Consider the following 14,405-nt stretch of genomic DNA (forward strand, 5'->3'; position numbering starts at 1 on the left):
CTCCCTCCTTCCCTTCACGCCTGCGCGTCCAGAAGCGCAGCCTCTCGCGCGGCAACCCGTGCTTGCGCATGAAGGCCGACTGCGTGCCTCCTTCCTCCTCCCACGCTCTCACCACCTCCGCCGCTATCTCCGGTGTCCACCGGGGCCGCCGTGCTGCTTCCAACCACGCTGGCTCCGCCTTCGTCGTCGCTGTGCTCGTCGTCATCGCGCCGCGCACTCTGCGGCTCCTCGAGCACCTGCACTACCTGGGCTGGATCGGACGCTTACGCTCCTGAAGCCTCGGAGTGGGGTCTTCACCGCGCGTCGCGTGCAGCACCAGCCCGGCCAGTGCGGAGGCCCAGGCGAACTCCGCCGCGTACTCCCCCGTGTCCTTCTGCCAGGACTTCGTCATCCGCTCCACCACCTGGGAGGCGAGCTCCCACTGTCCCGCGGCCACCACGCCGGACAGGGGGACGAGCCCCCACGATGCGGGCGGTGGCGGCAGGTTGCGCCGCTCCAGGTGGAGGAGGAGGCGGCGCCAGTTCTCCGCAGCCCGGCAGAGGTTGAGGAAGAACGGCTGCGGACGGCCCTCCAGCAGGAGCGTGGCCGCCGCGATGTTGACGAAGCAGCGGCACAGCTCACGCACCTCCTCCACCAGCCGGTCCCGTTCCCCATCCGGGTCAATGTGCGAGATGAGGACCGGCGCCGCCGCTCCCGCATTCTCCCGCAGTTGATGGAAGTCGATGTCCATGTGTCCTCAGCGGTACTTGCCGTTCCAGCCGTTGGCGGGGAGGAACTTCACCCCTGTCAGCTTCGCGGCGGTCAGGGCGGCTTGGACGGCCGGGTCCACCATCGTGTAGCTGCGCAGGTGTTGCGGCCGGAAGACCTTCGGGCCCTCGGGCGGAAGGTCTTCCTTGAGTATCAGCTCCGACACACGGCTGATGTTGTCCTTGAGGATATGGCTCATCCGGACAGTGGAGCGCTCAAGGTCGATGACGTCCCGGTCTGCGACGACGTTCATGATGAAGTAGTCGCGAGACACGACGTCCTTCTGATGGTCCACGAGAGTGACGGGGAGGAACTCCACGTCCTGTGGCGTCAGCTCCAGGATGATGCGTCGCACCCGGCCGGAGACAATACGGATGTCCAGGATGCTGTCCATGAAGTCATAGAGCTTCCGCCGGTCCGGGTAGTTGGGCGAGAAGCCCATGCTGAGGCCGTCGGAGGGGTACTCGGCTGCCAGGCGTTGGGACACCAGGTAGCGCCATCCTTCAGGGCCGCCCTGCGGGTAGGCATCGAGCAGGGCGCCGTCGTTTCGGTCACAAAGTAGCGAGAAGCTCACAGGTTCTCTCGAAGTCACGGCGCTCCATCGCCTGCCGGGCGGACTCCAGCGCGAGCGCGAAGCCCGCGGAGCCGCCGCTAAAGAACCTCCATCGATCTTCCGGCCAGGACACGCCGAGTCCCTCTAGCGCCCGTCCCAGCACGCGCCGTCCCAGCCGCCGCCGCCAGCTCCGCGGGCCCCGAGCCATCCGAGAAGTCGGGCAGGGACAGGAAGATGCCTGCCTTGCGGCCCAGGTCCTCCAGCGACACATACGTGCGCAGGTCTTCCAGCGCCTCCATCGCAATCGCCACGAGCCTGCCTTCACCCGAGAAGCCGAAGGTCGACCCCAGCACCTCGCGGACGAAGACCGGCTGCGGCTTATCGTCGCCAGGAGCGAAGGTGGTCACCGACTCGGAGGGCTTCGACCGGACGATGCCCGCGCGGAAGGCGGCGCAGGCGGTCGTCGTGGGACCGAGGCTGGAGCACATCCCCACAGCAACCACTCGCATCTGCGCGTCCTCCGGTTCGAGCAGCCTATGCTACACGAATGCCGCTACCGGAATCGACGCCGCGCCTCTCACATCCCTCCGAGCTGCGCCTCCGGCTGCGCCGCGCGTAGTTGCACCAGCGAAGCGAGGCGGCTCTGCCATTCGTCCTTGGCCAGTGAGCTGGTGAACTCGCCCAGCACGGGCGCCACCACCGCTCATCCCGGCGGTAGGCCGAAGAGCATTCTCCTCAAGAAGGTGCGCGGCGCGCCCACGTTGGCGAAGCGCCTCCGTGGCGGCCAGGGGGCCTCATTCGCGCCTGCGGGCTTCCAGCCATAGAGGAGCCATCAAGGGCAGTGCTTTCAAGCTGGCTTCGCTCATCTCGTTCATTGAAGAGCACAGGGCATTGTGACGGCTATTCCCTTACCATTCAGAGCCCCCGTGCCCGTTGAGAGCGGTGCAACTTGTGCTCGTTCCGCTCGTCGCATGGCCCGGCCCCTCGTGGCTTCGGCTCTGCCTGTTGCACGTATGTCGCAGGAGCCTGCGGAATGGGGTGGAACAGGACGGGACCACACGGGATGCGGCGGGATGACGAACCTGAATCCTTTAATAGCCCGGGGACGATGGAGATGGTTGTCGGAGGCTGGACAAGCTCGGGCTTCCGCGCCGGACCTGAACCTCACGTCACCTGGAGCGGCTGCGAGAAGGACGCGGACTCCAGCAGCCGCCGCAACTGCCCGAGGTCCTCCTCCAGGTGCTTCCTCGCGGTGCGGACGAAGATCGGCGTGGTGAGGGTGAACAGGCCACTGAGCCGGGCCTGCGTGCGGAACGTCACGCGCGTCCCGTCCGGCGCCGGCTCGAACAGGCGCCAGCCCACCACCTGGATGTGCGGGATGCTCGCCCGGAGCACCACGCGCGTGGGAGGCAGGTACTCGAGCACCTCGACGGGCACGTGCGCGCGCCGGCCGAGCAGGTGCACCCGCTGGATGAGGTGGACCCCGGCTCCCAGCGGCCCCGTCGCCTCCACCTGCTCGACCACCGCGCTCCAGTCCGGGTCGTTCTTCGGATCACTCGCCAGCGCGAAGACCTCGTCCAGAGGACGCCGGATGAGCACGCTCTGCTCCAGTTCGACCATCTCGCCTGCCTGCCTCCCCGAGCGGATCCGAGCCCCCGGAAAGATGGGCCGTCCGCCGTGTCCTGTCCGAGCGCCACGCCAGGTGGCCTCCTCGCATGGTGTGCATCCAGGCGCTCGTGGACCGGCGCGCACCGCCCGGGGAGCATGCAACGGCTCCCGGACCGTCCATGGGCCAACAGTCCACCCGCCCCCGGCGCGATGACTAACTTCAGGGGCCATGAACAAGGCCTCCTCGCCCGCTCTCGAGACCTTCCTGCGGCTCCGAGCCTCGTTCTTCGAGCGCTACCTCGAGACGCAGCCCGAGGAGGCCACCACGCTCGGGCTGCACCACCTGGATGACCGGCTGAAGGACCTCTCCCCTTCCGCGCTGGGCGACGAGTACGCCTTCCACCGCGAGGTCCTCGCACGGCTCGAGCACCTCGACCCCGGGGAGCTCCCTCCCGAGGCCCAGCTCGACCGATGGGCGATGCTCGACGTCACCCGCTTCCACGTCCACACCTACGAGGAGCTGCGCGGCCACCGGCGCAATGTCGAGCTGTCGACCTATCCGCACACCATGTTGCAGTACCAGATCGGCCAGGCCGAGTCGTCCGAAGACTGGTCCGCCATCGCCAGCCGGGCCGCGCGCATCCCCACCTTCCTCCAGCAGCAGGAGCAGCTGCTCGCCGAGGGGCTCGCCACCCGGGAGCCCCCGGACCCGCACATCGTCCACGACTTCGCGGAGGACCACCTCCCCGTCATCGAGCGCTACTTCGAGCACCTCCCCGCCCTGCCCGGCGCGCACCAGGTGACGCTCTCCCCCGCGGAGGCGCGGCAGCTCCAGCAGGCGTCCCGCGAGGCGCAGCGGGCCTTCGCCGCCCACCGCCAGTTCCTCCGCGAGCACGTCCTGCCGCACACGCATACGCCCGTGGTGCTCGGCGCGGACGAGTACCAGTGGCGGCTGCGGCACATGTTCGGCCTCACCGCCTCGCCCGAGGAGCTGGTGCGCCAGGCCGAGGACGTGCTGGAGCGGGCCCGGGAATCCATCCTCCAGCTCTCCGGCCCGCTCGCCCGCGAGCTCCCCGGCGCCCCGTCCACCCTCTCCAACCTGGGAGAAGCCCGGGCCCTGCTGCTCGGACTGGAGACGGAGCACCCGGAGCGGGACGAGGACGTCATCCCCCTGTACCGGGAGCTCATCGCGCGCGCCGAGCAGTTCATCCACGAGCGGGAGCTGTTCAACGTGCCCGAGGGCCTCCGGCTGGGCCTCAAGCCGCTCCCCCCGGGCATGGTGGACGTGCGGGGCACCAACTGGCCGGCGCCGCTGTTGGATCCGCGCAAGGTGGGCTGGTTCGTGCTGGCGCCCATGGCGGCGGAGCATCCCATCGTCTGGGCCACGCTGCTGGCGGTGCACGAGGGCATCCCCGGCCACTTCCTCCAGAGCATCGCCTGGCAGCGCGCCTTCTCCGGGCACCCCGCGCCCGTGCGCTTCCTCCTGGTGACGGACCACGTGGCCATGGCGCGCGGCCACTTCGGGCCCATGCTCAACATCGAGGGCTACGCCACCTACGCCGAGGAGCGGATGCGGCGCGCGGGCTTCTACACCGCCGCCGAGGCCCTCACCGCGCTCGTGGCCCGGGCCCTGCGCGCCGTGCGCGTGGTGGTGGACATCGGCCTGCACACCGGGCGCATGACGGACGAGGCCGCCGTGCGCTACCTCGTGCACCACGCCTGCATGCCGGAGCCCAACGCGCGCCGCGAGGTGCTCCGCTACAAGCGCATTCCCCTGCAGGCCATCACCTACCTGCTGGGCGCGCTCGACTTCGAGCGGCTGGAGGAGGACTGCCGGCGCGAGCGAGGCAGCCGCTTCGACGAGGCCCGCTTCCACGACGAGCTCTTCTCGTTCGGCCCGGTGGCCCCCGCGCTCCTGCGGCGCTTCATGCTGACGGAGGCGTGACGTCCGGGAGCCAGCCCAGGAAGCGCGTGTCCGCGCCCCGCCTGCCCCGCGCGAAGTGCAGCACCCGCTTGAAGAGGGCATAGACGCGGAAGAAGGTCTCCAGGCCCACCCGGTCCACCGGCCGCAGGGGCCGGGCACTGCAGATGACCTTGGGGTCCGCGCAGCCCGCGTCGAGGAAGGCGATCACCCCCACCACCGGCACACGCAGCCGCTCGCCCCGGCGCAGCCGCGGGCCGAGCACCACCACGTCCAGCGGATCTCCATCCCCCGAGCCCAGCCCCGGAATGCAGCCGTAGTTGTAGGGACACGGCAGCGGGGAGATGAAGTCCACGCCCCCGTCCGCGCGCCGCTTCACCACGGAGAAGCGGGGGGACTCGATGAGCACTTCCGGCTCGCGCGGGAGCTCCGGAGGGAGGGAGAAGTCGGCCACCCGCGCTGTGTAGCACGACGGGGCGGACCGCCCGTCCTGCAACCAACGTCGTGGACCGGACTCTGTGCACCCGGTCACTCCGTGGCACGGGAAAATCCAGGTTCCCCTGGCCGCGGGCCCCGCCCCTGCCCACCTCACCCCGAAGCGGCAAAGGAGGGCGATGATGAGGCGGGGGTGGGCATTTCTCGGGCTTCTGGCCCTGGCGGCGTGTACGGGCGAGGAGGACGTCTCGAAGTTGCAGAAGACCGCGTGCGGGGACGTGCAGGCGGGCGCCCTCCCCACCCGGCCCGAGACGAACGATGGCCGCGAGTCCTTCCTGGTGCGCTACCGCTCGGGCTCGCGGGTGAGCGCGGCCGCGGTGCGGCGCCTGGGCGGCCAGGTGACGGCGCAGTACCACTCCGTCCCGGCGGTGGCCGCGCGCCTGACGCCCGAGGAGCGGGCCCGGCTCGCCGCGGATCCAGACGTGGAGCGCATCGAGCCGGACGTGCAGCTCGAGGCCCTGCGCCTGCCCACGGCGACGGCGGGCTCCGTGGATGAGTACACCAGCTCGGTGCGCATGGTGCAGGCGCCGAAGGTGTGGGACGCCAACGAGGACGGCGTGCTCGACACGGGAGCGCCCGTGGGCGAGGGCATCCGGGTGTGCGTCATCGACAGCGGCCTGGACCGGCGGCACCCCGAGCTGACCATCCCCTACGCGGGCGGCTACGACTTCGTGGACAACGACGACGACCCGAGCGACGAGACGGACGGCGTGAGGGGCATCGGCCACGGCACGCACGTGGCGGGAATCATCGCGGCGCAGCTCTCCTCGGGAGGCACGACCCTGGCGGGCATGAGCCGGGGCGGCATGGTGGGCGTGGCGCCCGGCGTGGAGCTGCTGATCGCCCGGGTGCTCAACGTGCACGAGACGGCCAGCATCGGCGCGGTGCTCTCCGCGCTCGAGTGGTGCGCGCAGAACAACGCCCGCATCGCCTCGCTGTCGCTCGGGGCCTCCACGGACCTGGGCAAGACGGCGCGAGAGGCCTTCCAGGCCGCGCAGGACAAGGGGATGCTGCTCGTGGCGGCATCGGGCAACGACAGCACCCCGGACCACGAATCACCCCTGAGCTACCCGGCGGCCTACCCGTCCGTGCTGGCCGTGGGCGCGGTGGACAAGAACGAGGAGGTGGCCACCTTCTCCAACCGGGGAAGCGGGCTGAGCCTGGTGGCGCCCGGAGTGGACGTGCTCTCCTCCATCAGCATGCAGGGGGCCACCGTGTCGTCGCTCGACGCGGAGGGGACGGAGTACACCTCCCGCTCGCTCTTGTTCTCGCCACCGGGGGAATACACGGGGCCGCTCGTCGACTGCGGCCAGGGCGAGTCCTACAACTGCAAGGGCTCGAATGTCTCGTGCGAGGGCTTCGTGGCCTACGTGCGGCTGACCGCGGACACGAGGGCCTCGCGCGCCGCGCAGAACGTGATGAAGCAGGGCGCGAAGGCCATCATCTTCGGCACCGACTACTCCGAGAACGAGCCCTGGATGAAGTTCCTGGACGGACCGGGGCTCCCGTGGGTGCCGTCGCTGGCGGTGGGCCGCGAGTCGCGAGCGGCCGTGCTCAACCACATGGGCCAGCCGGTGCACGTGAACCTGCGGGGCGTGGACTACGCCGAGTTCCCTGGCACCTCGATGGCCGCGCCGCATGTGTCGGCCGTGGCGGCGCTCGTGTGGAGCGCGCGCCCGGAGCTGACGGCGGCCCAGGTGCGCACGCTGCTGGAGCGCACCGCGAAGGACCTGGGCGACACGGGCCACGACGCGCGCTACGGCTACGGGCTGGTGCAGGCCAAGGCGGCGCTCGACGCGCTCCAGCAGCTGCCGTGACGGAGAGCGGACAGGGGCGCGCACCAGCGTCACATCCAGCCCAAAGGCAGCGCGATGGGCGTCCAGCACCTCACCAGACCCAACGGCTTGACCTGACCGTCAGCCACTCCCTGTAATAGGCGGGTTTGGCTTCCAACCCGGGGGCGGCCCGCCCGGAGAGGTGCGGCAATGTCGAGGCATTCTGTTGATACCCGCCGCGTGGACACGCGGCGGCCCTTGCGCGTGGGCGCGCTGGCCCTGGCGGTGTTGATGCTGGTGACAGCATGCGCCACGGGGGCTCCCATGGGTGGAGGGTTGACGGATTCCCGTTACCCTTCGCCCGTGCCGCACGACTCGCCCGAGTCGTGGGAGTTGGAGTTGGAATTGGAAGCCGACGACGGGAGCGCGAGAGAGGCTATTTTCAGTAAGCTTCCCACGGACTTCGCGCCAGTGCGGGTGAGTGACGCGGAGTTTTCGGCTGCCATGGCAACGCTTTGGCTGGAAACCCCGCTGCGGGTGGCCACCTCCCGCCCCCCGTTATATGTCGGCCGTAGATTGGCGTTGGCTTCCACCCCCTGAGCGGTGAAGCGTGGCAATCAGACCTGGCCCGCTCGTATGGGCACCACTGCGAGCGATGCGGCACCCCGGGAGACTGTCTGACGCTGTTTGAAGACGGGCCCGGCTTCCAGGATGACGACAAGCGCAGCCTTGCGCTTGCCCTGGCGGTGGGCCCTGCCCTGGAAGGAGTCAAAGCGGAAGTGGGGGCCATGCTCGACCCTACGCGAATGCTCGCGATGATCAGCATCAGTATTACGGCTTACATGGCGCTATTGTTGGCGCCAGTACCCGAGCCAATAACAAAAGGCGCGGCCCTGGTGTTTAGCGCCGCACTCTGGGGTTATCTCGGTTATGAATTCTTCGATCTGCTGCGGGCCTATGCGCGGCTTTACGAAGACGCACCCCGGGCCTCTTCCTTTGCGGAGTTGCGCGAGATTGGGGAGCGTTTCGGGCGTGTCATCGGTCCCAACAGCGTGCGGATTCTCGTGATAGTCGGGACGGCGGCGATAGGTGAAACTGCCGCCCTTGCATCCAAGGCCCCCAAACTCCCCGGATTCGCGCAAGCGTCGGAGAGAGTCGCAGCCGGTACCGGTTTGGGCCTGCTGGAGACAGCAACCGAAGCCGAGCGCCTCATTGTCTCCATGCCCGAGGAGACGCTCCGAATGGTGGTGGCGCCTCATGTCGTGGCCATGGCCTCTCGAGGCGTTGGCGCTGGGAGTCCCGCGCCCACTCGGGGTAAGCTCCTCCCCAACGGACACAGGGCGTGGGGGTCGTTCAATGGCTTCAAGTCGGCCATGGGGCCAGCGGGCAAAGGCAAGGAGTGGCACCACCTCGTTGAGCAGACAAAGGGAAACGTCAAGCGATTTGGCGGTGAGGCCATCCACAACACCGAGAATATCATTGCTCTAGACAAATCGCTGCACGACGAGGTGAGCGCCTTCTATTCGTCGATTCAGTGGATGGCCACCAAGTCCTCACGCCTGACGGTGAGACGATGGCTCAGCACTCAATCCTACGAAGCGCAGCGGGAGTTTGCCTTGCTAGCAATTGAAAACATCAAGAATGGGGTATGGTGATGGATCTGGGGAGCATCGCCGAGGACTTCGCCCAGAACGTAGCCGCGCAGACTGACGCGATCATGCGCGGCGACCGAAAGGGCGGGAACAAGTATGCGAAGCGCTACATCGCCGCTTACAAGAAGCTACGCGACCACGGCGAGGCGGGGCGGGATGCGCTCGCGGGCCTGTTGACGCATCCGCGTATGGACGTTCGGGTCAACGCGGCAGCCTGTCTGCTCAGTGATAGACCGGAGCAGGCCAGGCCCGTCCTCGAGGAAGCAGCCAAGGGGAAAGGCATGGTCCCGTTTCTGGCAACACGGGTTTTGAAGTATTGGGAAGAGGGCACCTGGAGCCTGGATGTCGATTAGCACCAATTCAGGGGAGACGTTCCCCTCGGGGGGAGCCTCATCCACCGTGGCTGCAATTCGAGAGGGGCTCACGCCCATCAGCGCGTCGGACGAGATGCCCAGGACGATGCTGATTCGCTTGAGGCGCGGAACGGACGGCATCACGGGGCTCTGATGCGAGCCCGCGCGCGTGTGTCGACGTGGGAGTCCGTGGCCCACACCGTGAGCCACGGGTTGAACAACGGGCCCGCTCAGAAGGGGGTACCGTTGACGCCTGTCTGGAATGCGCCATGCGTCTTCCACGATAATGGCCGGGCGAATCTCCCCGACTCCCATGCCCACCGAGCCCACCCTGCTGCGCTACATGACGCGCTTCCGCTGCATCGCGGAGCGCTGCGAGGACACCTGCTGCACGGGCCTGCGGGTGCCAGTGAGCGAGCCGCAGTGGGCGCGGATGCGGGCGGCGGTGGCGGGCAGCGCGGTGGAGTCGGAGCGCCTGCGCCAGTGCATCACTCCGAATCCCGGAGGCGCCTCCACGGAGCACGCGTTCATCCAGATGCGCCCGGATGGGCACTGCCCCCTGCTGGACTCGGAGCGGCTCTGCTCGCTCCAGCGCCGCCATGGGGACGCGGTGCTGCCGGACATCTGCGCCACCTTTCCGCGCGTCGTCACCCGGTGGGGCGAGCGGATCGAGGTCTCGGGGACGCTGGCCTGCCCGGAGGTGGCGCGCCTGTGCCTGCTGGAGGAGGACGCGGTGGAGCCCGTGCCCACGCCGCTCGAGGCCTCGCACGTTCCGCGGCCGGAGACGGCGAGACACATCGCCCTCGACGCGGAGGACGCCTGGGCCCGCCACGCCGAGACGGTGCGCGAGGCGCTGCTGCGGCTGCTGCACCGGCGCGAGTATCCCCTGCCCTCGCGGCTCGCGATGCTCGGGCATCTGGCGCAAGGGCTGGACGGCCGGGGCGAGGTGCTCCAACACTTCGAATCACCGGACGTGCTGGAGGCGGTACACCGGGACTTCTCGGGGCTGGCGCTTCCGGGAGGCCCGTGCGTGGGCCTGTTCAGCTCGGTGCTGAGGGCGCGGATGGCGGCGGGCCGGGGCGAGCGCTTCTCCACCCTGGCCCGGAGCGTCCTCGAATCGCTCGGGCTCCAGGAAGGGGCACCGGGAGACCTGGACGCGGCGTGGCGCACCTACGCCGAGCGGTGGCGTCACCTGGAGGCCCTGCACGGCGCGCGGGTGCACCAGTACTTCGACAACTACGCCGCGCACTATGTCTGGCGCAGCCCGCTCATCGACGCGCCGAGCCTGCTCGCGTACGTGTTCCGCCTGGCCCTGCGGGTGGGGCTGCTCCGCCTGACGCTCGTGGGCCATCCCCGGGTGGCGGAGCTGTGCCAGGAGCCCTCTCCCACCGCCGGCTCCCGGGAGCAGTTGGACCGGGCGGCGGTGGAGACGTTCCAGCTCGTGGCGAAGCACGTGGAACAGGCGCCGGACTTCCTGGCGCTCGCCGAGGGCCTCGTGGGCCCGGGACGCGGCGCGGACACCCTGGGCAAGGTGCTCGTCTTCGCGACGTTCTGAGCGGCTCAGCGCGGGACGAGCTCGAGGGCGAGCGCCGCCCCAGGAGGCCGGTGGCTCCACTCCTGGAAGGACGCACGGAACTCGTCCATCGTCCGAGCGAGCGCGCTTCCGGGACGCGGCGACAGGGCCTCGTGTCCCCCCGGGTCTCGCGAGGCGAGGCCGATGAAGAAGGGACCCTCGGGCGCCGTGTTCGGGAAGGGTCGCGCGAAGAGCCCGCGGTCCGCTTCCAGCCGGTACACCAGCGCCGTGAGATGCCCGAGCACCCAGCCCGAGGCCATCTCGCGCGACTCGGTTGAAGGCGCCTCGACGGAGACCCGGAGCCGCACGGGCAGCTCCGTCTCGAGGTCCACCGGCTCGAACAGCGCGGCCCAGGACGCCTCCGTTCCCTCGGCCCGAGCCCGCCGCACCACCTCGCGCGCCCGGGAGAGCTCGTCACGCAGCACCTGGAGCGTCGAGCGCGACACGTTGCGCGCGGTGTTGCGCGGCGGCAGCGCGGGAGCCACCACCGGCATGAGGTCCCTCCGGTCGCTGGCGCGGTAACCCGCCGTCTCGGAGGTCAGCGTCACGGGCCGGGGCCACTGCCAGGCGGAGAACGTCTCGAAGAAGTACGCGAGCAGCCCGCTGTCCGAGCGGGTGGCCTCGCGAGGCGCGTGCGTACACGCCCAGGCCACCAGCACCGACCACGACAATCCGCCCAGGTAGCCCAACGCGTGCGAGTACACCCCTCGCGCCTTCGCCCAGGAGCGCACGGCGCGAAGCACGGTGCGGAAGCGCTCGGCGCCCGCGCCTTCGTGCCCCACGCAGTCGAGCAGTGCCTGCGTATCCCTCCACCCGTTGAGCGAGCGGAAGCCCGGGGCATCCAGCCGCTCGCCGTACCGCGTCAACAGCTCCGTCGGAGGACAGGGCTCCACACCCTCGGGCCGGCGCGCGTAGGACACGTCGAAGTGCACCCCCTCGAGAGACAGCTTCACCAGGGGGAGCGCGGCATCGGCCACGAAGCGCGCGGCTGCGGGTCCCCCCTGCTCTGCCACGAGCCGGGTGAGAGCGTGGGCAAAGTCCTCGCGGGAGAGGCTCGCGGGCCCGACCGCCACCGCATCCACGTCACTCCCGGCGTTGTCCGTACCGAGCAGGTACGAGCCATACGGGAGGAGCTCCGCGCCAACCCGGGCACACAGGGCCGCGAGCCTGCCCACCACCGCCTGACGCACTTGCCGGGTCTCGGCGGAGGGACACACCCCGCGAGCAGACAACACGTCGCGGAGCACGTCCTTCTCCTCGGAGGAGGAACGGACATTCCTGGAGGGGCGAGGCCTTCCACCGAGCGGCACGCGCCGGCGGATTTCGAACGGGCCATCGCCGCGCTTGCTGGTGAGGCACACGTCGCTCACCTCGAAGCGAATCGGGCGCCAATCCCGCTCCCAGGAGGCCAACGTGCGCCGGATGGTGGCGGCCGGAGCACGCGGGAGCTGCCCGACGGTCAGGTGCGGAGTGAAGTCGAACTCGGGCTCACGGCCCCTCGACTCTCCTTTGGGGAACACCTTCACGAGCGCGGCGTGCAGGGCCTCGAGTGCACCGTGCGGACGAGCCTCCGGACGGAGCCAGGCCGTCACATCGCTGTTGTGCTCGAAATACCCGAAGCCCGAGAGCACCACCTCGAAGGGCTCGATGCCCCGGAGCGCCTCCGTGATGAGCGCTTCCGCCTCGCCGAAGGAGTCCTCGGGTACGAAGGGGAAGAGCAGCGTCACGTGGGGCATCCAGCGCTCGAACTTCGAGTCATGCACCGCACGCAGGGCCTGGATGGGAGCCCACACCTCCTCGGGAGGGACGAGCACCAGACACGACTGGCGGACGAGCGGCACCGTCATCGGCCGAGGCGTGGCCCTGGGGAGCGCGGGAGCCGGAGCCTGGGCGGAGGCGGCGTTACGTTTCAGCACGCAGCTCAGCCCGAAGTGGTCCGACGCGAAGAGCGCATCGCCTCCAGGACCCGGAGGGCCCGAGAGCGGCGCCTCGGCGAAGAGCTCCACCTCGTGCGGGACGAGCCGTCCGGAGGCCGAGCGCACGAGCACGCGGTCGAGGCGCTTGCGCTGACCGGAGGTGGTCGTGAGCGCGGCGAGCGTGTTGCGGGAGGGATCGAACGTGTACCCCGCGTCACCGGGCCGCAGCGCCGACCAGGCATCGACGAAGCCCGCCCTCGCGAAGTCCTGGACCTCGGGGGCGCCGTCGCCGAAGTTGAAATCACCCACGAGCGCGATGTCGGGCGGCGCGTGTCCCTCGTCTCCGAGAGAGCGGGCCCACTCGAGGAGCGCCTGGACCTGGACCGCGCGCGCCTTGGCTCTCACGGGGTCGCGGTCGCTCGTGAGGTGCGGCGTGACCACCCAGAGCGAGCCCCCCGGGAGTGCGAGCTCCCCCGCGATGATGCGCTTGTCACGGGAGAAGACGCACTGGCTCAGCGAGGCGAACGGATACCGGGAGAGAAGAACCTGCCCATAGGGCTCGACGGTGGAGGCCTCCGGTCCGTCCGAGACGAAGTAGTGCTCACGCACCCACTGCTTCTCGAGCAACGCTTGGAGGAAGGGCGCGGTGACCTCCTGCAGGGCGATGACGTCGGCATCGACCGAGCGCAGCAGGGAGATCGTCGCGGCGGTGCGCCGGTGCGTGGCGAGCAACTCCGGGTCGTACAGGTCGAACAGGACGTTGAACGTAGCGACCGTGAGCTCCGCGGGAGCGGACCGGGCGTCGATGGCGGCAGGCTGTTCCGCTTCGACCCAGGCATTGACTCGCGCGTCGTAGCGATGGACCGGCAGCGGCGTGAAGCGGGGAGCCGCCTCGCTGGTGGCAGCGGGCGGCGGTGGAGGCACAGGAGCAATCGGCTCCGAGTCCTTGAAGGTGAGGGAGGACAGCCGGTCGATGCGTTCCCGTCGGTCCCACACCCTCTCGTGACCGCGTTTGAAGTACCAGACGCGGTGCCAGGGAATTTCCCCATCGGGAGCGAACGCCCCGAAGGGCATCTCCTCCATGGTTTCGCCATGCGCGTCGTAGCCGATGACGAACTCGCGCGCGTCGAGCCGGGGGTCCCACCGGATGCGGTGGTACACCTCGCGGCTGGTCTGGAATCTGTCCTGAGACATGGAAGCAACCCTCGCGTCAGCGGGAAAAAGGCTCCCACGCGCCCCACCCGACGCCCTGCCCTCGCCGGTCCTGACATCCAGCCAAGCCGCCTGCTACTGGCCGCGAGAGAACAGCCGCCGCAGGTTCCGATGCCGCCAGCGGAAGGCCAGCCGGAAGAGCCCCAGTTGCAGCGCTCCCAAGGGGCCCAGCCGGGGGATGAACCGGACCGAGTCCGTGAGCCTGCACCCCATCTCCGTAGGGGTCACGATGCGCTCGTGGACCCATTGCCGCTGGGAAAGCATCACGGAGCGCTCGAGGAATCGGCGGCCGGACTCGAACTCGACGAAGGTCAGGTCGTCGTAGTCCATGGGCAGCAGCCCGAAGAGCAGGATCCAACTCCGGAACAGCCGCTCGCCGAACGGGGGCGGAGAAGGCAACCGGCCATCCGCTCCGGGCCACGTCATGCGCACCAGCGGGAAGAACTCCCGATTCACGCCCCTCATGTGCGTCGAGTGGGACCAGACCTCCTCGGGTGGCGCTCGGAGCTCCGAGGAGAAGGAGAAACCGTACTCCCGGTTCGACGGTGCCATGCCCTCGATGACCCTCACCCTGACCCTCTCCCAGAGGGAGAGGGAAAC

13 protein-coding genes are annotated in these 14,405 nt (G+C 69.4%); 5 read left to right on the forward strand and 8 right to left on the reverse strand.

What is annotated here, in order from left to right; translation table 11 throughout:
* The 5 genes from VFZ09_RS20985 to VFZ09_RS21005 all read right to left on the reverse strand — a co-directional run.
* Window positions 1-205 (reverse strand): transposase (locus tag VFZ09_RS20985; RefSeq protein ID WP_329729408.1); only part of this gene is annotated, 205 nt, incomplete at its 3' end.
* A gap of 36 nt (window positions 206-241) precedes the next feature.
* Window positions 242-730: a hypothetical protein gene (locus VFZ09_RS20990; RefSeq protein ID WP_329729409.1), complete on the reverse strand. Its 489-nt coding sequence runs from the start codon at window positions 728-730 to the stop codon at window positions 242-244.
* A gap of 6 nt (window positions 731-736) precedes the next feature.
* The gene (locus tag VFZ09_RS20995) at window positions 737-1,321 is read right to left on the reverse strand and encodes an imm11 family protein (protein ID WP_329729410.1); all 585 of its coding nucleotides are present in this window, start codon (window positions 1,319-1,321) and stop codon (window positions 737-739) included.
* Window positions 1,322-1,398: 77 nt separating this feature from the next.
* On the reverse strand, window positions 1,399-1,809 hold the full coding sequence (locus VFZ09_RS21000) for a hypothetical protein (protein WP_329729411.1): 411 nt from the start codon (window positions 1,807-1,809) through the stop codon (window positions 1,399-1,401).
* Window positions 1,810-2,464: 655 nt separating this feature from the next.
* A complete protein-coding gene (locus tag VFZ09_RS21005; protein WP_329729412.1) occupies window positions 2,465-2,920 on the reverse strand; it encodes an SRPBCC family protein in 456 nt (151 codons plus the stop codon).
* 217 nt (window positions 2,921-3,137) lie between these two features.
* Here VFZ09_RS21005 and VFZ09_RS21010 point away from each other — a divergent pair, with 217 nt between their 5' ends.
* Window positions 3,138-4,853, forward strand: coding sequence for a DUF885 domain-containing protein (locus tag VFZ09_RS21010; RefSeq protein WP_329729413.1), 1,716 nt, complete (start codon window positions 3,138-3,140; stop codon window positions 4,851-4,853).
* Here VFZ09_RS21010 and VFZ09_RS21015 read toward each other — a convergent pair.
* The gene (locus VFZ09_RS21015; RefSeq protein WP_329729414.1) at window positions 4,834-5,283 is read right to left on the reverse strand and encodes an inorganic diphosphatase; all 450 of its coding nucleotides are present in this window, start codon (window positions 5,281-5,283) and stop codon (window positions 4,834-4,836) included. The genes VFZ09_RS21010 and VFZ09_RS21015 overlap by 20 nt on opposite strands.
* Window positions 5,284-5,443: 160 nt before the next feature.
* On the opposite strand from VFZ09_RS21015, the gene VFZ09_RS21020 reads away from it, so the two are divergent.
* The 4 genes from VFZ09_RS21020 (at window position 5,444) to fliB (ending at window position 10,659) form a co-directional block, all read left to right on the forward strand.
* Window positions 5,444-7,141, forward strand: coding sequence for a S8 family serine peptidase (locus VFZ09_RS21020; RefSeq protein ID WP_329729415.1), 1,698 nt, complete (start codon window positions 5,444-5,446; stop codon window positions 7,139-7,141).
* Between the two features lie 764 nt (window positions 7,142-7,905).
* Window positions 7,906-8,754, forward strand: a complete 849-nt coding sequence (locus tag VFZ09_RS21025; RefSeq protein WP_329729416.1) for a hypothetical protein — start codon at window positions 7,906-7,908, stop codon at window positions 8,752-8,754.
* Entirely contained in the window at window positions 8,748-9,104 is a 357-nt protein-coding gene (locus VFZ09_RS21030) for a DUF2019 domain-containing protein (protein WP_414640724.1), read from the forward strand. The genes VFZ09_RS21025 and VFZ09_RS21030 overlap by 7 nt, the downstream gene beginning before the upstream one ends.
* Window positions 9,105-9,417: 313 nt before the next feature.
* A complete protein-coding gene (gene fliB / locus VFZ09_RS21035) occupies window positions 9,418-10,659 on the forward strand; it encodes a flagellin lysine-N-methylase (RefSeq protein ID WP_329729417.1) in 1,242 nt (413 codons plus the stop codon).
* Window positions 10,660-10,664: 5 nt separating this feature from the next.
* On the opposite strand, the gene VFZ09_RS21040 is transcribed toward fliB, so the two are convergent.
* Window positions 10,665-13,787, reverse strand: coding sequence for a poly(A) polymerase (locus VFZ09_RS21040; RefSeq protein ID WP_329729418.1), 3,123 nt, complete (start codon window positions 13,785-13,787; stop codon window positions 10,665-10,667).
* Window positions 13,788-13,880: 93 nt separating this feature from the next.
* Window positions 13,881-14,375: a hypothetical protein gene (locus VFZ09_RS21045; protein WP_329729419.1), complete on the reverse strand. Its 495-nt coding sequence runs from the start codon at window positions 14,373-14,375 to the stop codon at window positions 13,881-13,883.
* Between the last annotated feature and the right edge of the window lie 30 nt (window positions 14,376-14,405).

It is taken from the genome of Archangium sp. (genome assembly GCF_036277355.1).
Lineage (GTDB): Bacteria > Myxococcota > Myxococcia > Myxococcales > Myxococcaceae > Archangium.

Bases quoted from the DNA above. Each gene is read 5' to 3' on its own strand.
- VFZ09_RS20990 (WP_329729409.1), bottom strand. From the start codon at position 730: ATGGACATCGACTTCCATCAACTGCGGGAGAATGCGGGAGCGGCGGCG.
- VFZ09_RS21000 (WP_329729411.1), bottom strand. From the start codon at position 1,809: ATGCGAGTGGTTGCTGTGGGGATGTGCTCCAGCCTCGGTCCCACGACG.
- VFZ09_RS21005 (WP_329729412.1), bottom strand. From the start codon at position 2,920: ATGGTCGAACTGGAGCAGAGCGTGCTCATCCGGCGTCCTCTGGACGAG.
- VFZ09_RS21010 (WP_329729413.1), top strand. From the start codon at position 3,138: ATGAACAAGGCCTCCTCGCCCGCTCTCGAGACCTTCCTGCGGCTCCGA.
- VFZ09_RS21020 (WP_329729415.1), top strand. From the start codon at position 5,444: ATGATGAGGCGGGGGTGGGCATTTCTCGGGCTTCTGGCCCTGGCGGCG.
- VFZ09_RS21025 (WP_329729416.1), top strand. From the start codon at position 7,906: ATGCTCGCGATGATCAGCATCAGTATTACGGCTTACATGGCGCTATTG.
- VFZ09_RS21030 (WP_414640724.1), top strand. From the start codon at position 8,748: ATGGTGATGGATCTGGGGAGCATCGCCGAGGACTTCGCCCAGAACGTA.
- fliB (WP_329729417.1), top strand. From the start codon at position 9,418: ATGCCCACCGAGCCCACCCTGCTGCGCTACATGACGCGCTTCCGCTGC.
- VFZ09_RS21040 (WP_329729418.1), bottom strand. From the start codon at position 13,787: ATGTCTCAGGACAGATTCCAGACCAGCCGCGAGGTGTACCACCGCATC.